At 64.9% G+C, this 18,665-nt stretch carries 19 protein-coding genes; 7 read left to right on the top strand and 12 right to left on the bottom strand.

What is annotated here, in order from left to right:
• Together IC66_RS0138950 and IC66_RS0138945 are read left to right on the top strand one after the other, a co-directional pair.
• On the top strand, positions 1 to 4,871 hold a 4,871-nt coding region (locus IC66_RS0138950), incomplete at its 5' end, for a HAMP domain-containing protein (protein WP_038951150.1).
• 14 nt (positions 4,872 to 4,885) lie between these two features.
• Entirely contained in the window at positions 4,886 to 6,373 is a 1,488-nt protein-coding gene (locus tag IC66_RS0138945; RefSeq protein ID WP_028144048.1) for an HWE histidine kinase domain-containing protein, read from the top strand.
• 97 nt (positions 6,374 to 6,470) lie between these two features.
• On the opposite strand, the gene IC66_RS0138940 is transcribed toward IC66_RS0138945, so the two are convergent.
• Positions 6,471 to 6,692, bottom strand: a complete 222-nt coding sequence (locus tag IC66_RS0138940) for a hypothetical protein (RefSeq protein ID WP_038951149.1) — start codon at positions 6,690 to 6,692, stop codon at positions 6,471 to 6,473.
• Between the two features lie 142 nt (positions 6,693 to 6,834).
• On the opposite strand from IC66_RS0138940, the gene IC66_RS0138935 reads away from it, so the two are divergent.
• Positions 6,835 to 7,092, top strand: a complete 258-nt coding sequence (locus tag IC66_RS0138935; RefSeq protein WP_028144050.1) for a hypothetical protein — start codon at positions 6,835 to 6,837, stop codon at positions 7,090 to 7,092.
• 95 nt (positions 7,093 to 7,187) lie between these two features.
• On the top strand, positions 7,188 to 7,436 hold the full coding sequence (locus tag IC66_RS0138930; RefSeq protein WP_028144051.1) for a hypothetical protein: 249 nt from the start codon (positions 7,188 to 7,190) through the stop codon (positions 7,434 to 7,436).
• A gap of 106 nt (positions 7,437 to 7,542) precedes the next feature.
• Here IC66_RS0138930 and IC66_RS0138925 read toward each other — a convergent pair whose 3' ends face one another.
• Together IC66_RS0138925 and IC66_RS0138920 are read right to left on the bottom strand one after the other, a co-directional pair.
• Complete coding sequence (locus IC66_RS0138925) at positions 7,543 to 7,749, bottom strand: hypothetical protein (protein WP_028144052.1); 207 nt, start codon at positions 7,747 to 7,749, stop codon at positions 7,543 to 7,545.
• A 19-nt stretch (positions 7,750 to 7,768) separates the two neighbouring features.
• A complete protein-coding gene (locus tag IC66_RS0138920) occupies positions 7,769 to 7,990 on the bottom strand; it encodes a hypothetical protein (RefSeq protein WP_028144053.1) in 222 nt (73 codons plus the stop codon).
• Positions 7,991 to 8,105: 115 nt separating this feature from the next.
• On the opposite strand from IC66_RS0138920, the gene IC66_RS0138915 reads away from it, so the two are divergent.
• Both IC66_RS0138915 and IC66_RS0138910 read left to right on the top strand, forming a co-directional pair.
• Positions 8,106 to 8,300 carry a DUF3072 domain-containing protein gene (locus IC66_RS0138915; protein WP_018321749.1) on the top strand — a complete coding sequence of 65 codons (195 nt, stop codon included), beginning with the start codon at positions 8,106 to 8,108 and terminating at the stop codon, positions 8,298 to 8,300.
• 79 nt (positions 8,301 to 8,379) lie between these two features.
• Entirely contained in the window at positions 8,380 to 8,682 is a 303-nt protein-coding gene (locus IC66_RS0138910; protein ID WP_038951148.1) for a DUF6496 domain-containing protein, read from the top strand.
• A 13-nt stretch (positions 8,683 to 8,695) separates the two neighbouring features.
• Here the strand turns inward: IC66_RS0138910 and IC66_RS0138905 are convergent, their stop codons facing one another.
• On the bottom strand, positions 8,696 to 9,058 hold the full coding sequence (locus IC66_RS0138905) for a hypothetical protein (RefSeq protein ID WP_028144056.1): 363 nt from the start codon (positions 9,056 to 9,058) through the stop codon (positions 8,696 to 8,698).
• Positions 9,059 to 9,334: 276 nt separating this feature from the next.
• Complete coding sequence (locus IC66_RS0138900; protein WP_038951146.1) at positions 9,335 to 10,867, bottom strand: Do family serine endopeptidase; 1,533 nt, start codon at positions 10,865 to 10,867, stop codon at positions 9,335 to 9,337.
• Positions 10,868 to 11,075: 208 nt separating this feature from the next.
• Here IC66_RS0138900 and IC66_RS0138895 point away from each other — a divergent pair, with 208 nt between their 5' ends.
• The gene (locus tag IC66_RS0138895) at positions 11,076 to 11,912 is read left to right on the top strand and encodes a universal stress protein (RefSeq protein ID WP_028144058.1); all 837 of its coding nucleotides are present in this window, start codon (positions 11,076 to 11,078) and stop codon (positions 11,910 to 11,912) included.
• A gap of 20 nt (positions 11,913 to 11,932) precedes the next feature.
• Here IC66_RS0138895 and IC66_RS0138890 read toward each other — a convergent pair whose 3' ends face one another.
• The 7 genes from IC66_RS0138890 to IC66_RS0138860 form a co-directional block, all read right to left on the bottom strand.
• A complete protein-coding gene (locus IC66_RS0138890) occupies positions 11,933 to 12,145 on the bottom strand; it encodes a hypothetical protein (protein ID WP_038951145.1) in 213 nt (70 codons plus the stop codon).
• A 155-nt stretch (positions 12,146 to 12,300) separates the two neighbouring features.
• Positions 12,301 to 14,172, bottom strand: coding sequence for a putative bifunctional diguanylate cyclase/phosphodiesterase (locus IC66_RS0138885; RefSeq protein WP_244429234.1), 1,872 nt, complete (start codon positions 14,170 to 14,172; stop codon positions 12,301 to 12,303).
• Positions 14,173 to 14,174: 2 nt separating this feature from the next.
• A complete protein-coding gene (locus IC66_RS0138880; RefSeq protein ID WP_038951143.1) occupies positions 14,175 to 15,326 on the bottom strand; it encodes an FIST signal transduction protein in 1,152 nt (383 codons plus the stop codon).
• A 209-nt stretch (positions 15,327 to 15,535) separates the two neighbouring features.
• Complete coding sequence (gene rpe / locus IC66_RS0138875) at positions 15,536 to 16,273, bottom strand: ribulose-phosphate 3-epimerase (RefSeq protein ID WP_038951142.1); 738 nt, start codon at positions 16,271 to 16,273, stop codon at positions 15,536 to 15,538.
• A complete protein-coding gene (cbbX, locus tag IC66_RS0138870) occupies positions 16,270 to 17,202 on the bottom strand; it encodes a CbbX protein (RefSeq protein WP_028144063.1) in 933 nt (310 codons plus the stop codon). The genes rpe and cbbX overlap by 4 nt, the downstream gene beginning before the upstream one ends.
• Positions 17,203 to 17,301: 99 nt before the next feature.
• The gene (locus IC66_RS0138865; RefSeq protein ID WP_028144064.1) at positions 17,302 to 17,709 is read right to left on the bottom strand and encodes a ribulose bisphosphate carboxylase small subunit; all 408 of its coding nucleotides are present in this window, start codon (positions 17,707 to 17,709) and stop codon (positions 17,302 to 17,304) included.
• An 11-nt stretch (positions 17,710 to 17,720) separates the two neighbouring features.
• Positions 17,721 to 18,665: form I ribulose bisphosphate carboxylase large subunit (locus tag IC66_RS0138860; protein WP_038951141.1), on the bottom strand; the 945-nt coding region annotated here is incomplete at its 5' end.

Raw genomic sequence — 18,665 nt, 5'->3', positions numbered from 1 at the left:
GGAAGGACCTCACCGAGAGCGTCAACTCGATGGCGTCGAACCTGACCGCGCAGGTCCGCAACATCGCCGAAGTGACCACCGCGGTCGCCGGCGGCGATCTGTCGAAGAAGATCACGGTGGACGTGCGCGGCGAGATCCTGGAGCTGAAGGACACCATCAACACCAAGGTGGACCAGCTCAACGCCTTCGCCGGCGAAGTCACGCGCGTCGCGCGCGAGGTCGGCACCGAAGGCAAGCTCGGCGGCCAGGCCGTCGTGCGCGGCGTCGGCGGCACCTGGAAGGACCTCACCGACAGCGTCAACTCGATGGCCTCGAACCTCACCGGCCAGGTCCGCAACATCGCCGAGGTCGCGACCGCGGTCGCCAAGGGCGATTTGTCGAAGAAGATCACAGTGAACGTGTCGGGCGAAATCCTTCAGCTGAAGGAAACGCTCAACACCATGGTCGACCAGCTCAACGCCTTCGCCGGCGAAGTCACGCGCGTCGCCCGCGAGGTCGGCACCGACGGCAAGCTCGGCGGCCAGGCCGGCGTGCCCGGCGTCGCCGGCACCTGGAAGGACTTGACCGACTCCGTGAACTCGATGGCGGGCAACCTCACCGCCCAGGTCCGCAACATCGCCGAGGTCGCGACTGCGATCGCGGGCGGCGACCTGTCGCGCAAGATCACCGTGGACGTGCGTGGCGAGATCCTGCAGCTCAAGGACACGCTGAACACGATGGTCGACCAGCTCAACCGCTTCGCGGGCGAGGTGACGCGCGTGGCGCGCGAGGTCGGCACCGAAGGCCGCCTCGGCGGTCAGGCCAACGTGCCGGGTGTCGCCGGCACCTGGAAGGATCTCACCGACAGCGTGAACTCGATGGCGGGCAACCTCACCGCCCAGGTCCGCAACATCGCCGAAGTGACCACCGCCGTCGCGCGCGGCGACTTGTCGCGCAAGATCACCGTCGACGTGAAGGGCGAAATCCTCGAGCTCAAGAACACCATCAATACGATGGTCGATCAGCTCAACGGCTTCGCCGGCGAAGTGACGCGCGTGGCGCGCGAGGTCGGCACCGAAGGCAAACTCGGCGGACAGGCCGAGGTGCCCGGCGTCGCCGGCACCTGGAAGGACCTCACCGACAACGTCAACTTCATGGCCTCGAACCTGACGGCCCAGGTCCGCAACATCGCCGAGGTCGCGACAGCGATCGCCGGCGGCGACCTGTCGAAGAAGATCACGGTGGACGTGCGCGGCGAGATCCTGCTGCTCAAGGACACCTTGAACACCATGGTCGAGCAGCTGCGCTCCTTCGCCGCCGAAGTGACGCGCGTCGCCCGCGAGGTCGGCACCGAGGGCCGGCTCGGCGGTCAGGCCGTCGTGCCCGGCGTCGGCGGCACCTGGAAGGATCTGACCGACAACGTCAACCTCTTGGCCGCGAACCTCACCACCCAGGTCCGCAACATCGCCGAAGTGACCACGGCGGTCGCGCGCGGCGACCTGTCGCGCAAGATCACCGTCGACGTGAAGGGCGAAATCCTCGAGCTGAAGAACACCATCAACACCATGGTGGACCAGCTCAACGCCTTCGCCGGCGAAGTCACGCGCGTGGCGCGCGAAGTCGGCACCGAGGGCGAGCTCGGCGGCCAGGCCCAGGTGCCCGGCGTCGCCGGCACCTGGAAGGACCTCACCGACACCGTGAACGTCATGGCGGTGAACCTGACCGAGCAGGTGCGCGGCATCGTCAAGGTGGTGACCGCGGTCGCGAACGGTGACTTGAAGCAGAACCTGACCGTGAAGTCGAAGGGCGAGGTCGCCGCCCTCGCCGACACCATCAACAACATGACCGCGACGCTGGCGACCTTCGCCGAGCAGGTGACGTCGGTGGCGCGCGAAGTCGGCGTCGAAGGTCGTCTCGGCGGTCAGGCCGACGTGCCCCGCGCGGCCGGCACCTGGAAGGACCTCACCGGCAACGTCAACCTGCTGGCGGCCAACCTCACCTCGCAGGTGCGCGCGATCGCGGAAGTGGCGACCGCCGTGACCAAGGGCGATCTGACGCGGTCGATCCAGGTCGACGCCCGCGGCGAGCTCGCCGAGCTGAAAGACAACATCAATACGATGATCACGAACCTCCGTCTCACGACGGACGTGAACACCGAGCAGGACTGGCTGAAGACCAACCTCGCCAAATTCACCAACATGCTGCAGGGCCAGCGCGACCTCACCACCGTCGGCCGGCTGCTGCTCACCGAACTGTCGCCGCTGGTTAACGCCCATACCGGCGTGATCTACCAGGTCGAGAACGAGGACAATCCGCAACTCCTGCTGCTCGCCTCCTACGCCAGTGACGGCATCTACCCGTATCAGCGCGTGCTGCAGTTCGGCGACGGCTTGATCGGCCAGTGCGCGCTCGACAAGCGGCCGCGCGTGGTCGCCGACATTCCGTCCGACGCGGTGCCGATCAACTCGGCGCTGTTCCGCGTCGCGCCGAAGAACCTCGTCGTGCTGCCGGTGCTGTTCGAGGGCCAGGTCAAGGCCGTGATCGAGCTCGCCTCGCTCGTCTCCTTCACGACCTCGCAGATGACCTTCCTGGAGCAGCTCACCGACTCCATCGGCATCGTGCTCAATTCGATCGAAGCGACGATGCAGACCGAAGGCCTGCTCAAGCAGTCGCAGCAGCTTGCCGGCGAGCTCCAGACCCAGCAGCGCGAATTGCAACAGACCAACGACCAGCTCGAGCAGAAGGCGCAGCAGCTCGCCGAGCGCAACGTCGAGGTCGAACGCAAGAACCAGGAGATCGAGCAGGCCCGCCGCGCGCTGGAGGAAAAGGCGACCGAGCTTGCGCTGACCTCGAAGTACAAGTCCGAATTCCTCGCCAATATGAGCCACGAGCTGCGCACGCCGCTGAACTCGATCCTGATCCTGGGGCAGCAGCTCACCGACAATCCGGACGGCAACCTCTCGGCCAAGCAGGTCGAATTCGCCCGCACCATCCACGGCGCCGGCACCGATCTGCTCAATCTCATCAGCGACATCCTGGATCTATCCAAGATCGAATCCGGCACGGTGACGGTCGACGCCGAGGAAATCCTCACCGCGAACCTGCTGGAGACCGTCGGACGGCCGTTCCGGCACGAGGCGGACAACCGCAATCTCTCGTTCAAGATCGACGTCGATCCGAACCTCCCACGCAGCATCGTCACCGACTCCAAGCGCCTGCAACAGGTCCTGAAAAACCTGCTCTCCAACGCTTTCAAGTTCACCGCCGAAGGCGAGGTGCGCCTGAATGTCACCGCCGCGGTCAGCGGCTGGGGAACCGATCATCCGGTGCTGAATTCCGCGCCGGCGGTGATCGCGCTCGAAGTGTCCGACACCGGCATCGGCATTCCCGTGGAGAAACAGAAGCTGATCTTCGAGGCGTTCCAGCAGGCCGATGCCGGCACCAGCCGGAAATATGGCGGCACCGGCCTTGGGCTTGCGATCAGTCGCGAATTGGCAAGCCTGCTCGGCGGCGAAATTCATCTGCGCAGCTCGCCGGGCAAGGGCTCGTCGTTCACGCTGTATCTGCCGCTCAAATATTCCGGTCCGACGCTCGCACCGCGCGCCGCACCCGCGCCGCAGCAAAACAATCAGCCGCCTGCGCTGCAGCCCGCCGCCGCGCCGGAGCAGCAGCGCGTCATCGAGCAGCTTCCCGACGACCGGCTCAACCTCGAGCCTGGCGACAGCATCCTTCTGATCGTCGAGGACGACCCGCATTACGCGCGTGTACTGGTCGACCTTGCGCGCGACAAGGGATTCAAGGTCCTGGTCGCCGCCCGCGGTGCGGAGGCGCTGGAGCTTGCCAAGCAATACCAGCCGAGAGCAGTCTCGCTCGACGTGTTCCTGCCCGATATGCTCGGCTGGACCGTGCTGAGCCAGCTCAAGCACAATCCGCTGACCCGCCACATCCCCGTGCAGATCATCACGCTCGACGAGGACCGCCAGCATGCGCTGGCGCGTGGCGCGTTCTCCTTCGTCAACAAGCCGACGACGACCGAGGGCGTCTCGGCCGCGCTGACGCAGATCAAGGAGTATGCACGGCCGCGGCGCAAGCGGCTCCTGATCGTCGAGGACAACGAGGCGGAACAGCTTTCGATCCGCGAGCTGCTGCACCACGACGACATCGAGATCGTGACGACGGACACCGGCGCCGGCGCGCTCTCGACGCTGCGGGAGGTGCCCTGCGATTGCGTGGTGCTCGACCTCAGGCTGCCCGACATGAGCGGTTTCGAGGTGCTGGACCAGATCCGCAACGACGAGGCGCTGTCCAACGTCCCGGTCGTCGTCTTCACCGGCCGCGAGCTTTCGGCGGAGGAGGATGCGGAACTCCACACCATGGCGCGCAGCATCGTGGTCAAGGGCGTGGAATCGCCGGAGCGCCTGCTCGACGAGACCGCACTGTTCCTGCACCGCGTGATCACGGAGCTTCCGGTCGAGAAGCAGCGCATGCTGGAGAAGCTGAACAGTTCCGACGAGGATTTGATCGGCAAGACCGCGCTGCTCGTCGACGACGACGCCCGCAACATCTTCGCGCTGTCGAGCGTGCTGGAACGGCGCGGCATGAAGGTGCTGACCGCCACGACCGGCCGTGAAGCCGTCACCCTGGTCGAATCCAATCCGGAGATCGCCATCGTTCTGATGGACATCATGATGCCGCAGATGGATGGCTACCAGACCATCGGCGTCATTCGCGAAAACCAGGCCTTCGCCCGCCTTCCGATCATCGCGCTGACCGCCAAGGCGATGAAGGGTGACCGGGAAAAATGCCTGGAGGCCGGCGCGTCCGACTATCTCGCCAAACCCGTCAACACCGATCAATTGCTGCTTGCGATCCGCATGTGGCTGCACCGATGAGTTTGGATCCGCGAATGGACCACGAAAAGGTCAACATCCTCCTCGTCGACGACCAGCCGGCCAAGCTGCTCGCCTATGAGGTGATCCTGAAGGAACTCGGCGAGAACCTCGTGGTCGCTTCGTCCGGACGCGAGGCGCTGGAGGTGCTGCTCAAGACCGAGATCGCGGTGATCCTGGTCGACGTCTGCATGCCCGAGCTCGACGGCTTCGAGCTTGCCGCGATGATCCGCGAGCATCCGCGCTTCCAGAAGACCGCGATGATCTTCATCTCCGCCATCCAGGTCAGCGACATCGACCGGCTGCGCGGCTACGAGATGGGTGCGGTCGACTACGTGCCGGTCCCGGTCGTGCCGGAGGTGCTGCGGGCCAAGATCAAGGTGTTTGCCGAGCTCTACCGCAAGACCCGCGAGCTGGAACGGCTGAATCAGGAGCTCGAGGATCGCGTCCGCGCACGCACGGCGGAACTGGAGAACTCCACCGCGAAGCTGCGCGAAAGCGAGCAGCGGCGCAGCATGGCCATCGCCGCCGGCAAGATGGGTTCCTGGGATTGGGACTGGATCAGCGGCGACTGGATGTGGGACGAGGGACAATATCGCATCTTTGGCGTCGGCCCGGAGAGCTTCGAGGTCAATCCGGCCAACGTCCAGGCGCTGTTGCATCCCGACGACGTCGATCAGTTGCGCAAGGCGATCGCCGAATTCAACAAGGGCACGCGTGCCTATGAGACCGAGTTCCGCATTGTGCGGCCCGACGGCGAGGTGCGCTGGTGCGTCGGCACGGCGGCCGCGACGGTCGACGACAGCGGTCGCGTCGTGCGCGTGAGCGGTGTCACCGTGGACATCACCGAACGCAAGCGAGCCGAGGAACGGCAGAATTTGCTGGCGCGGGAAGTCGATCACCGCGCCAAGAATGCGCTGGCGCTGGCGCAGTCGATCGTCCGCCTCACCCGCGCCGACGAGGTCAAGGCCTATGTCAGCGCCGTCGAAGGACGCATCAATGCGCTGGCGCGCGTGCACACCATCCTGTCGCTGTCGAGCTGGCAGGGCGCGGAGCTCTCCAAGCTGATCGACGAGGAGCTTGCGCCCTACTCGCTCGGCGGCCAGATCATATTGGCGGGTCCGGAGGTCCAGTTGCTGCCGGCGACGGCCCAGACGCTGGCGCTCGCGCTGCACGAGCTCTTCACCAACTCGGCCAAGTATGGCGCACTCTCGACCAGGTCGGGACGGCTCACGATCGGCTGGCAGGTCGAGGACCAGCTGCTGACGCTGAGCTGGGAGGAATCCGGCGGTCCGCTCGTCATGACGCCGAAATCGCGCGGCTTCGGCACGCGGAGCCTGCTTGCGAGCGTCGAGTCCCAGCTCGGTGGACAGGCGCAATTCGATTGGCGAGCCGAAGGACTGTTGTGCCGCCTCAAGGTGCCGCTGACACGCAAGACGGCGACGGCCGCCCCCGGAAAATTCGACGCCCCCAGCTCAGCCGAATTGCAACGCGCCTCGGGCTAAAGCGCGATGCGATCAGGATGAAGCGTCATCGCGCTTTGGTTTGTTGTTTGAGCATGATCTTTTCGGAAAACCGCTGCGCACTTTTCCGGATCATGCTTTAGCCCGACGCCGCCATCCTGGTTTGCCGCGGCGGCCGCGCTTCCTCGGGGAGGCGTCCTTCGAGCCAGGCTTCCGTCTGAGCGAGGTCGCGTAGCGCCCTCGCGTAGCGGCGGGCCGCACTTCGCTCCGCACCGCGCGGCAGTTTGCGGGCCTTGCGCAGCATGTCCGCAGCCGCGTTGCGATAGGCCAGCGAGCGGTAAAGAAAGACAACCTTACCCATATCGAATGTTCCCGTTTTGCTGACGCTCATCCTCGCAGGCCCGGCATGAACGTCGGATGAAGCCGGTGATGACAATTCCTTCATGCGTTTGGAACCGGCGAATATGGCCCGCGTTTGCATGTCAGTTCGGGATGCGGTTCCCATGCGCGCAAAAAAGTCGTCGGACCTGATCTCTCCCACCGGCCTCATCAAGCTGATGACGCATGCGATGATGGGCGCAGCCCTCGGCCTCGCCTTCAGCCTCACGCTGATCCTGTCCAATCCCGCCGTCGCCAAGCTGCTCGATCACGGCGGAAGCCAGGCCGCAATCATCTTCGCCCTGACATTGGTGACGACGTTCGCGATCGGCGCGACACTCACCGGCGTCGTGTTCATCCTCGCAGAGGACAAGCAATCTTGAAGCGTGCGTGCGGCCCGGCAGATGCGTTTGTCGGGAACTCCTTCGGCAAATGGCGGTTGGCTGCCTGCGTCAATTTAACTCAGGGAGTTCCCCGCATGACAACGGCAAAACTCGTTCTCACCGCAATTTTGGCCACCGGCCTCGCCGCCGCGCCGCTCGCCGCACAGGCCAAGTCGCACAAGGCCAAACACGGATCATCGATGTCGTCCTCGCAGACCACGGGCGCCAACACCAAGGCCTCGAAGGGCGCGGATCCTTCCGGCCAGGGCGGCTCCGGTCCCGGCTCGGACCAGGGCGGCACCATGACGAACAAGAGCAGCAAGGGCATGAGCAATACCAAGTGAGCTCAGGCCGACATGACATCAAAAGCCCCGCGGCGACGCGGGGCTTTTTTTCTTGATGCGGGATCGGCAATCGAGCGCCACATCGTCGAGCGCCGGCGTCAGCTCGTTACGGGCGACGCGTTTCAGAGTTGAGCGGGCGGCTCGCAGCATTCGTCTTCACGAGTTGCTCGAGCTGCGCCCGCTTGCGTCCGATCAGAAGTTGGGCCGCAGCATCGTCGAGCCCCGCACGCTGCAATTGCCGGATGGCCGAGCCCAATTCGAGAATCTCGGCGCGCAACCTCAAGATCCGGTAAGTGTCCGGGTCCTCCTCCACGGCGCCCCCCCAAAAGGTGTCAGCGCCGCGTGCTCGCGCGCTCGGGACCGACGGCTGTCTTCACTAGACGAAGGCGCACCCGGTCGCGAACGTCAGGCAGGACATCGCCGCCGCCAGCAGCCTTCCATTCGCCGATCAGCAAATTGACCTTCCGGCGCAAATCCATCTGCGCCAGGGCTTGCTGGACGCAATCGCGGTCGCCGTTGATGAGATACCGCACGGAGGCCTCGACGCCGGCCATCTCAACCCTCAAGGCGCTGATTTTACGTCGAATTTCATTAATTCTGTTGTCCATGGCTTGTTAGAACAAAATAAGAACATATAGTCAAGTCACGATTTCAGGACGGAGAAGCGACATGCAGGTTCAGGGCAAATACGACGCCAGGGTTTTCCTCGCCGAGCAGATGACACGGACGCAGGGGCTGAGGTTGAAACGGCTAAGCGAAGAAGCGTATCAGCCCGCGCAATATGCGCGCGATCTGTCCTTCAGCGAGGCCGCACGTCGTATCCAGGTGCTGGAAGCCGAGATCGAGCTGGCGAATTCCTTCTAGGCTGCGCCTGGAACACTGTCCGCGTCCTTCGGAACCATGCCCGTGTCGAATGGTTCTCCCCGGCCAAGGGAGAACATGCATGGCACGCAAGGCAAAGAAGCGCAGCTACTCGCGCAACGCCGGCAGCGATGTCGAGAGCGAGATGCGCCGCTACAAGAAGGGCACCGCCAAGAGCGGTCGCAAAGGCCGTGGCGGACGTGTGAAGAGTCGCAAGCAGGCGATCGCGATCGGACTGTCGAAGGCACGCAAGAAGGGGAAGAAGGTCCCGAAGAAGGCCGCCAAGAAGACCTCCAAGAAGACGTCCAAGAAGACCTCCAAGAAGAGGACGACCAAGAAGAGGACAACCAAGAAATCGTCGAAGCGCAAATCCAGCAAGCGCTGACCGTTGGCCTGTGTCAGATCATGCTGCCCGGCATGAAGCAGCGGATCGAAACGCCGAACGCGGTCTTCACCGGCCACACCATGGTGCGGCCGGCGCGGTTCGGCTCGGTGATGACGGCTTCGTCCGGTACCTCGATCCACTCGCCGTCGAGACGCACGCGATAATGCCCGTTATGCGACTCCCAGTCGGGATCGGCGACGGCAAAACCATCCGCATCCGAACAGCACGGACCAAGGTGGCTGCGCAGGCTGTCGAACCATGGCTTCAGGGGTGAGTCCGCGTAGCGGCCGTCGTCCCGCCCGAGAGCGTTTCCGCCCCAGAGCACGAATGGCGCCACGAGTAGCGCCCTCCTCAGCGAGAGCTTCAATCGATCCATGTCGGCACCGATCAAATGCGAACCAGCGGCCAGTTCCGGAAACCGGCGGCAAGTTCGAAGTTCCACGCTTGCAACTGGTCCCGGTGGCATCGTTGCCGCCGGCGACCTGCACGAGTCGGAACTTTGATGAGCGAACACGGCTTTTTCGGACGAACCGCGTCATCGTCGCTGCCGTTAACGAGAATGTTATCGATCGCCTCCCGGGAGTCCTGAAGGCGAACGAAAAAGGCGGCCTCGAGGGCCGCCTTTCTTGATCCATGCCGATCGGCGTTCGCCTCAGGCGAGTGGTACCGCGACGAAGCGGGTCGCCTGCGCGCTTCTGACCTGCAACAGCACGCTGCGCTTGCGGGACGATTTGGCCTGCGCCAACTCCGAGCGGACGTCGCCGACATTGGCGACGGCCTTGCCGCCGACGTTGAGGATGACGTCGCCGGTCTGGATGCCCCGCTGCGCCGCCGGCCCTTGCGGATCGACTTCGGTGACGACAACGCCCTTCTGGCCAGCGCCCTGGACGTCACCGGCCGGAGCCAAAGCAAGACCGAGGCGCGGCGTGCCGGAGCCCGGCTGGTCCTTGCCAACATCGGCCTTGGCCTGCCGTTCGTTCGGCAGTTCGCCGAGCGCGAGCGTCACCGTTTTGCTGTCGCCTTTGTGGAAGACGTCGAGCTTCACTGAGCTGCCAGGCGCAAGAGTCGCGATCGTGCGGGCGAGGTCGCGGGAGTCCTTGATCGCGGTGCCGTTGACGGCGGTGATGACATCGCCCGCCTCGATGCCGGCCTTGGCCGCCGGGCTGCCATCCTGCGGACTGTCGACGATCGCACCGCGCGCCTCCTTCAGTCCGAGGCTGTCGGCAATCTCGGCGGTGACCGGCTGCACTTGCACGCCGAGCCAGCCACGGGTCACCGCGCCCTTGTCCTTCAGCTGCGCGACGACGAGCTTTGCGGTCGAGGCCGGAATGTCGAAGCCGATGCCGACCGAGCCGCCGGAGGGCGAGAAGATCGCAGTGTTCACGCCGATCACGTTGCCGCTCATGTCGAAGGCCGGGCCGCCGGAATTGCCCTTGTTGATGGGCGCATCGATCTGGATGAAGTCGTCATAGGGGCCGTTGCCGATGTCGCGGCCACTGGCCGAGACGATGCCGGCAGTCACGGTGCCGCCGAGGCCGAAGGGGTTGCCGACCGCGACCACCCAGTCGCCGATGCGCGGCTTCTGGTCGGAGAATTTGACGAACGGGAAGTCCTTCTTGCCGTCGACCTTGATCAGCGCGAGATCGGTCTTCGGATCGGTGCCGACGACCTTGGCGGTGTAGCTCGTGCCGTCATCCATGGTCACCTGCACCGACTCGGCGTGGTCGACGACGTGGTTGTTGGTCACGGCATAGCCGTCGGCGGAGATGAAGAAGCCGGAGCCTTCGCCCGTGATCATCTGATGGCGCTGGCGCGGCATGCCGTTCATGCCGCCCGGGCCACGGAAGCCGAACTGCCGCGAGAACTGGTCGAACGGGGTGTCCTCGTCCTGATCCATCCGGTTCTGCTGCAGCATCGCGCTCTTGTCGTTGTCCTGGTCGATCTTGACCCGCACCGAGATGACGGCGGGTTTGACCTTACTGACGAGGTCACCAAAGCCCGGCGGCGTCGCGGCGGATTCGGCGGCCTGGGCCGGGGTAATGAAGGAGCTCGGACCGAACGGCGAAGAGCCGGGAGCAGCCGCCAGCACGGCCACGCCGAGCGCGGCCACGGTGCCGAGCAGCGCAAGCCGGCGCGGCCTCAGGATCTTGCGGGACGTGGTGTCGGAATTGACGCGATCGTTCATGTCGAAATGTCCATGTTGGATAAGGTGTCGCCTTGCCTCCAACATGGCCATCGTCACCTTACGACGTCCCGTCCATCCGATTAAATCTTCGCAAAGAATGCGCGGGCCCCCGGGAAAGTCGTCCCCTGCGCATTTGATGCAGCTCAACGCGGGTCCTTCGGACAGTGAAAAAATGCGACCATTGGATGATGTTCATCGGAGGCGCGCCATGTACAAAGACATTCTCGTCCACATCCCCACCGAACGCCCCATGCGCTGCGCGATCGAAGGCTCGATTTCGCTCGCGGCGCGGTTCAACGCCCATCTCGACGCAGTCGCGATCGGCTATGTCGCGACCAGTGCGGCTTACGTGATGGAGGGCGGCGCTGCGGTGGCGGCCGTGTTCGAACTGGAACGCGAGCGCGCGGTGGAGCGGGCCGAGGCCGCGCTCGCGGTGTTTGGCATCGAAGCGGCGAACGCCGGCATCTCCTACGGCTGCCGCGCGCTCGGCGCGATCCCGGTAGACGCGGCCGGCTCGCTCGGCGAGATGGCACGGTTGCACGACCTCAGCGTCGTGCTTCAGCCAGATCCGGCGCAGGGCTCGTTCGACAACGACGTGCCGCGCGAGATCCTGTTCCAGGCCGGCGGCCCGGTGCTGTTCCTGCCCTACACCTTCCATGGAGCTTTCAAGGCGAACCGGATCGGCATCTGCTGGGACGGCAGCCGCCTCGCGGCCCGCGCCGTGCACGATGCCGCACCGTTCCTGGCGCGCGCCGATGAGATCGTGATCATCACCATCAACGAGGCCGATGCGGTCTCCGACGAAGCTTCAGCGAACGGTCTGGCAAGACATCTCGGCCGGCGCGGACTGTCGACCCGCACGGTCGGCCTGTCGGCGACGCGCGCCGACATCCAGCCGACCATCCTGTCGCTGGCGGCCGACGAGGGCCTCGATCTCCTGGTGATGGGCGGCTACGGCCATTCGCGGTTGCAGGAGCGCGTTCTCGGCGGCGTCACCCGCGCCATGCTGCAGGCCATGACGGTCCCGACGCTGATGTCGCATTGAGCCGGGCCGGCCCGGCGCCATCACGCCGCGACCGGGGTCTCCCACGTCGCGGGTACGGCGTCGCCCTCGTCGTGCTGCACATTGCACGCGTCGAAATGCGCCTTGAGCTCGACCTCGGCGAGATATTCGAAATGTTCGGCCTGGCCGAGGAGTTCCCAGTTCTGAAGCGGCCGGTAGGCCGCCTGCTGACGACAGAGGGACGCCAGCGCCCGGTAGCGACGTACGTTCTCCATGAGACCCTCCCTCGCATTCACTGGGCTTATTGCCCCGATTTGCGTCAGGCCGATGGCGGTTGTGCAAAAGATTTGCTGCGCCTAGCCTCGGCTCGCTGCTAGGAAATATATGTCCGGGCCAAAGTTCCAAATGAACCGCGCCTTGGACCCGAAGGCTAGGCGTAGAGCCGGCGCTCCACGGTCACGCCGACCAGGTCAAGATAGCGCTCGATCAGGGCGGGCCGACCGACCAGATAGCCCTGCATCTCCTCGCAGGCCTCCCGCGCCAGGAAGGCACGCTGCGCTTCCGTCTCCACCCCCTCGGCAATGACCGGGATACGCAGGGCGTGCGCGAGACTCAGGACCGCGCGGACGATCTCGGCCGATTGCGGCGTCGCCTCGAGATTGGAGATGAAGCTGCGATCGATCTTGATCTTGTCGAACGGGAACGACTGGAGATAGGACAGCGAGGAATAGCCGGTGCCGAAATCGTCCATCGCGATGCGGATGCCGAGCGCCTTCAGCCGCCGCAGCAGATTGAGCGCGCGGGTGAAATCGCCGATCAGCACGCCCTCGGTGATCTCGACCTCAAGCCGCGTCGGCGTCAGCCCCGTCTCCAGCAGGATCTGGTGGATCGAACGTTCGAGATCGCCGGCCTGGAACTGGATCGGCGACAGGTTGACGGCCACCTGCAGCGGCCGCGGCCAGGAAGCCGCCTCGCGGCACGCTTCGCGCAAGACCCATTCGCCGATCTGGACGATCAGCCCGTTCTCCTCGGCGAGCGGAATGAACTGGTCCGGCGGCACGAAGCCGCGGGTCGGATGGTTCCAGCGCAGCAGTGCCTCGAAGCCGATGACCTCGCCATCCACCCGCGCCTGCGGCTGGAAGTAGACCAGGAACTGGTTCTGCTCCAGCGCCAGTCGCAGGTCGTGCTGCAACAGCCTGCGGTCGCGCAGCTCCTGGTCCATCTCGGATTCGAAGAAGCGCACCCGGCCCCTGCCCTCGCGCTTGGCACGGTAGAGCGCCGAGTCGGCGTTGGCGAGCAGCGTGGCGGCATTCACGCCGTCGTCCGGATAAAACGCGATGCCGACGCTGAGGCCGACATGGGAGAAATAGTCGTCGACCTCCAGCTCCTGGCCGATGGTCTCGACCAGGCGTTCGGCGAGCGCCAGAACGTCATCGCGGCTGATGTCGTCGGGCATCAGGATCATGAATTCGTCGCCGCCGATACGGGCGACGAAGGCGCCGTCGGCTTCCTCGGCAAGCCGGTCCGCCGCCGCCCGCATCAGCAGATCGCCGACGGGGTGGCCGAACACGTCGTTGACTTCCTTGAAGCGGTCGAGATCGAGGCTGAGCACGGCAAAACTGGTCGCCGCCTCCTGCGCCCGCTCCAGCCGTTCGCCGAGGACGGCGTTGAAGGCGCTGCGGTTCGGCAGGTCGGTCAACGCATCATGATGCGCAAGATGGCTGATCCGCGCCTCGTTGGTGATCCTCTCGGTGACGTCCTCGATCACGCCGACCAGGTATTGCGGCGCGCCGCTGCCGTCCCTGACCAGCAGCTTGCGCGAATTGACGAGACGATCGCGGCCCTTCACGCCGACCTCGAGCAGATGCCCCTCCAGGAACATCGGCGCGCCGCTGTCGACGACGCGGCGATCCTGCTCGTTGACGACGCGGGCGATATGGTCCGGAAAGATCTGCTGTGGGGTCTTGCCCAGCATCGCCTCGCGCGGCATTCCGTAATACTCTTCGCCGGCGCGATTGAGCAGGACGTAGCGGGAATCCTTCGCATCCTTGGCAAACACCGCGATCGGGATGTTCTCGATGATGCTGTCGAGGAATTCGCGCGCCCGCAGCAGATCCTGTTCGGCGCGCTTGTGCGTCTGTTCGAGTTCCTCGATCATCAGCTTCATCGCACGGTCGGTGCGGCGGCGATCGCGATCGCCCTCCTCGTAGGCCGCACCGACGAGCTCGCAGAGCTTGGTCAGGTCGACCTGTCCGGACTCGTCCGTCGACTGGCGGATCTGTCTTGCGAGCAGCCGGTGCATGGTCAAGCTGCCGCCTCCGCGATGACGGTGACGGTCATGGTCTGGTTGTGCAGCTCGCAGCGGCCGGACGCGGCCGGCGGAGCGATCTCGCCATAGGAGTAGAACCCGATCCGGACGACGTCCTCGCCGAGCTCGGCGGCAACGGCATCCAGCTCGTCCTGCGTGCGCTGCCCCATCACCCTGCGGCGGCCGGTACAGCTCACCAGGATGGCAAGCTTGTCGCCGTCAACGCCCTCCGCAAGTGCACTGCGCGCCTGCCGGCCGGCCTCGCCGGCGCCGGCGGCAAGACTGTCGAAATTGGCGCGCATCAATTGCGCGGTGCATCCTTCTGGAATGTCGGCGGCGAATGTCAGGGTGCGGGCATTGCGATCCACCGCGAACACCGAGCGCACGATCTGCCGGTCCGGCTCGGCCTCGTCGTGAATGCGCAAGGGGAATGCCAGACCCGAACCCGGCATCGCCTCGGCTTCTTCCTCCCCGAGATAGCGGGTGTAGAGGTCGAGCGGCGGCTCGCCGTCGAGTTCCACGACCACGGATCCTTCCGACTTCGTCACCTTGCGACGCGGGCCGAACAGGTCCCAGCCGCCGGCACAGCCATGCGCGAAGCGGAACGAGGCGCCGTAGAATGCGATTGCGGCAACGCGGTTCGGCGACGGCTCGGCGTCGGCTCCGACGATCGTCTGTTCAAATCGGGTGCCGTCGCCGGCGAGCCCGCCGGTGACCGGCAAATCCGGCCCCAGAACCTCGGTGATTCCGGCAAGCAGTTCGCCGCCGTTCACCGCCAATCCGTCGGACAGGACAAACAGACCCGCCAGATCTGCCGCCAGCGCCTGGCGGGCAAGGCGCGCACCGCAGGCCCGCGACGCATCGCGGGTCTCGACGACCTCCTGCACCAACCGCACTTGCGTATGGGCGAAGCGCAAGGCGACCGCGATGACTTCGTCATCGCAGATGTCGTCGCCGTGGATCTGGCCGCCGGTGCTGCAGCCGACGATATGACTCTCGGGATAGAGACCACGCAGCTCGCGATAACGTTTGCCGTCCACCAGTTGCTCGCGGCTGCCGAAATAGAGCACGAGCTGGGGCGGCTCGCGCAGGGCATCCGCTCCGCGCCAGCCATGGGCAGCATTCCAGTGACGATATTGAATGTGCATCCCACGCTCTCTGCAGTCCTTGAACCACAGATTGTGGAGCGGCGCATTGCGTCGCCGTTAATCACGCGTCTACTTCGACACCGTTGGTTACCCCGGCATGAAAGCTAATGCCGACTCGCGTCGGATTCTCCGTAGGACTGCGGGAAAACTTCGGTTCCCTCCAAGCGATCGGCACGTCGGCGCAATCACCTGGTGAGGCCGCCCGTAATCTACCGGGTGCGCGCGCCTTCGCCGAGGCGCATCGGCTGCACGGCATTATCTTGCCGCTTTGGAACCCGGCCCGTCTCGGCGGCGACGCGGATGGCCTGGATATTCGCGGCATATTCGGCAACGTTCTTGCCGCGAAACACCGCGGAGCCCGCCACCAGCGTATCGGCGCCCGCTGCCGCCACGGCAGCGGCATTGTCGCGCGTGACACCGCCGTCGACCTCGAGCCGGATCGGCCGGTCGCCGATCATGGCTTTGATCCGTTCGATCTTCTCGAGCTGCGATTCGAGGAAGGACTGGCCGCCGAATCCCGGATTGACCGTCATCACCAGCACGAGATCGATGCGGTCGAGCACATAGGCGATCGCGCTCTCGGGAGTCGCGGGACACAGGCTGACACCGGCCTTCTTGCCGAGCGCACGGATCGCCTGCAGCGAGCGGTCGAGATGGGCGCCGGCTTCGGCATGAATCGTGATGACGTCAGCCCCGGCCTTCGCGAACGCTTCGAGATAAGGATCGACAGGCGCGATCATGAGATGCACGTCGAATATCTTCTTCGTCGTCGGGCGGATCGCCTTGATGACATCGGCACCGAAGCTGATGTTCGGCACGAAGTGTCCGTCCATGACGTCGCAATGGATCCAGTCGGCGCCGGCCGTGTCGATTGCGGCGATCTCGTCGCCGAGGCGCGCGAAATCCGCGGCCAGGATCGAGGGAGCGATGATGATCTCTCTGGTCATGGCTTTCCACTCCGGGCATCGGCGCCGCCGCTGAAGACACGGCTCGCCAGGACGTCCATGGGATCGATGGTTTCGAGATCGTCGACATCGAGCATACGGTCGAGGTCGGACACCAGGCGATCGGCCTGGCGCAAGCGGATGCGGTCGACGGCGTTGCGGATCGAACGCCCATTGGAGAAGAACGGCTGGGTCCGGCGCAGCGCGATGTATTTCTCGAACGCCTCGCGGGCCGCAGCCGAGAAGCGATAGCCCCGCTCCTTCAGCATCAGCTCGGCAATGACGAGCAGCTCGGCTTCGGCATAATCAGGGAATTCGATGTGATGGGCGATGCGCGAGCGGAAGCCGGGGTTGGACGCGAAAAAGCTCGTCATGCGCTCGCCATAGCCGGCGAGGATCACGACGAGGTCTTCGCGCTGGTTCTCCATCACCTGGAGCAGGATCTCGATGGCCTCCTGACCGTAGTCGCGTTCGTTGTCGGGGCGATGCAGATAATAGGCTTCGTCGATGAACAGCACGCCGCCCATCGCCTTCTTCAGGATCTCCTTGGTCTTCGGCGCAGTGTGGCCGATATATTGCCCGACGAGATCGTCGCGCGTCACCGAGATCACCTGCCCCCGCCGCACGAAGCCGAGCCCGTGCAGGATCTTGGCCATGCGCAGCGCGACGGTCGTCTTGCCGGTGCCGGGATTGCCGGTGAACGACATGTGCAGCGTCGGCGGAGCCGATGCCAGGCCCGCGCGCTGCCGGATGCGTTCGATCAGCAGCAGAGAGGCGATCTGGCGCACGCGGTTCTTCACCGGCTTCAATCCGATCAGCTCCTGCTCGAGCTGCTGCAGCGTGTCGGTGATCCCGGCCGCTTCGGCTTCCTTGCGGAGATCGAATTGGGTCTCGCCGGGCTCAGTCGTCGTTGCGTGGGGAACATCCAGCATCGTTACCTCGAAGAAAAGGAGCTTCGCCGCGGGGGAGCGGCGAAGCAGTGGTCCGCCAAGGATGCGGAGCAGGGAGAGCTCCGCGCGGAAGCGGATGGCTTACGTTGGCGCGTGCGCGGCCGGCCGGCGCACGGTGGTGTAACGGATCGCGCGGCCGCCGACTTCCTGCCGCACCAGCTCGAACTCCGCCTCATGCGGAGGCCTATTGACGAGGAAGGAGATCCGCACCGATTCCCAGCCATGGCTTGAATCGAAGCCGCTGATGCGGATGTACTTGTTGCCATACACCCTGCGGCACTCCGCGAGCTCCATCATCACGCCGGCGGCGTCCTGGAGGTCGAACATCGGCAGGCCCCACATCTCCCAATAGGTGTTGCGGGGATGAGGATCGTCGGTGAATTCGATATTCACCGCCCAGCCGTTGCCGAGGCAATATTGCACCTGCTTATAGATCTGGTCGTCGGTGAGATCCGGCAGGAACGAAAAGCAACCCTGAGTGAGTTTCATGCTGCGTCTCCTCAAACGGTTTCGAGCGCGGTCGGCACGAAGTCCGGCGTGTCGGTGGATTGATAGTTGAACGTCACGTCCTTCCAGACCTCGAGCGCAGCCTTCAGCGGCGTGCAGGTCTCGGCCGCCCTGGCCAGGATCTCCGGACCTTCGTGGACGTAGTCGCGCCCCTCGTTACGGGCGAGGATCATCGCTTCCAGCGCCACGCGGTTGGCGATCGCACCGGCCGCAATGCCCATGGGATGGCCGATGGTGCCGCCGCCGAACTGCAACACGACGTCTTCGCCGAGCAGGTCGAGCAGCTGATGCATCTGGCCGGCATGGATGCCGCCGGAGGCGACCGGCATCATCTTGTTCAGGCTCGCCCAGTTCTGGTCGAAGAACAGGCCATGCTCGAGCTTGGTCGGGTTGAAGTCCTCGCGGCAGACGTCGTAATAGCCGCGCGTGGTGTTGGGGTCGCCTTCCAGCTTGCCGACCACCGTGCCGGCATGGATGTGATCGACACCCGCGAGCCGCATCCATTTGGCGATGACGCGGAACGACACGCCATGGCTCTTCTGCCGCGTATAGGTCGAGTGACCGGCGCGGTGCAGATGCAGGATCATGTCGTTGCGCCGCGCCCATTTGGCCATCGACTGGATCGCGGTGTAGCCGATCACGAGGTCGATCATGACGATGCACGACCCGAGCTCCTTGGCGAACTCGGCGCGCTCGTACATGTCCTCCATCGTGCCGGCGGTGATGTTCAGGTAGGTGCCCTTCACTTCGCCGGAGGCCGCCTGCGCGCGGTTCACGGCCTCCATGCAGTAGAGGAAACGGTCGCGCCAGTGCATGAAGGGCTGCGAGTTGATGTTCTCGTCGTCCTTGGTGAAGTCGAGGCCGCCCTTCAGCGCCTCGTAGACCACGCGGCCGTAGTTGCGGCCTGAAAGCCCGAGCTTCGGCTTCACGGTCGCGCC

The organism is Bradyrhizobium genomosp. III, from assembly GCF_000261705.1.
GTDB classification, from domain to species: domain Bacteria; phylum Pseudomonadota; class Alphaproteobacteria; order Rhizobiales; family Xanthobacteraceae; genus Bradyrhizobium; species Bradyrhizobium ottawaense.
Note: the sequence above shows the minus strand (reverse complement) of the source record. Positions and strands in the feature narration are given on the sequence as shown.

Coding starts and splice junctions, on each gene's coding strand:
- IC66_RS0138890 (WP_038951145.1), bottom strand. CDS start 12,145: ATGGAGAACGTACGTCGCTACCGGGCGCTGGCGTCCCTCTGTCGTCAG.
- IC66_RS0138945 (WP_028144048.1), top strand. CDS start 4,886: ATGGACCACGAAAAGGTCAACATCCTCCTCGTCGACGACCAGCCGGCC.
- IC66_RS0138905 (WP_028144056.1), bottom strand. CDS start 9,058: ATGGATCGATTGAAGCTCTCGCTGAGGAGGGCGCTACTCGTGGCGCCA.
- IC66_RS0138910 (WP_038951148.1), top strand. CDS start 8,380: ATGGCACGCAAGGCAAAGAAGCGCAGCTACTCGCGCAACGCCGGCAGC.
- IC66_RS0138935 (WP_028144050.1), top strand. CDS start 6,835: ATGCGCGCAAAAAAGTCGTCGGACCTGATCTCTCCCACCGGCCTCATC.
- IC66_RS0138865 (WP_028144064.1), bottom strand. CDS start 17,709: ATGAAACTCACTCAGGGTTGCTTTTCGTTCCTGCCGGATCTCACCGAC.
- IC66_RS0138880 (WP_038951143.1), bottom strand. CDS start 15,326: ATGCACATTCAATATCGTCACTGGAATGCTGCCCATGGCTGGCGCGGA.
- IC66_RS0138940 (WP_038951149.1), bottom strand. CDS start 6,692: ATGGGTAAGGTTGTCTTTCTTTACCGCTCGCTGGCCTATCGCAACGCG.
- IC66_RS0138930 (WP_028144051.1), top strand. CDS start 7,188: ATGACAACGGCAAAACTCGTTCTCACCGCAATTTTGGCCACCGGCCTC.
- IC66_RS0138900 (WP_038951146.1), bottom strand. CDS start 10,867: ATGAACGATCGCGTCAATTCCGACACCACGTCCCGCAAGATCCTGAGG.
- IC66_RS0138895 (WP_028144058.1), top strand. CDS start 11,076: ATGTACAAAGACATTCTCGTCCACATCCCCACCGAACGCCCCATGCGC.
- IC66_RS0138920 (WP_028144053.1), bottom strand. CDS start 7,990: ATGGCCGGCGTCGAGGCCTCCGTGCGGTATCTCATCAACGGCGACCGC.
- cbbX (WP_028144063.1), bottom strand. CDS start 17,202: ATGCTGGATGTTCCCCACGCAACGACGACTGAGCCCGGCGAGACCCAA.
- rpe (WP_038951142.1), bottom strand. CDS start 16,273: ATGACCAGAGAGATCATCATCGCTCCCTCGATCCTGGCCGCGGATTTC.
- IC66_RS0138915 (WP_018321749.1), top strand. CDS start 8,106: ATGCAGGTTCAGGGCAAATACGACGCCAGGGTTTTCCTCGCCGAGCAG.
- IC66_RS0138885 (WP_244429234.1), bottom strand. CDS start 14,172: ATGCACCGGCTGCTCGCAAGACAGATCCGCCAGTCGACGGACGAGTCC.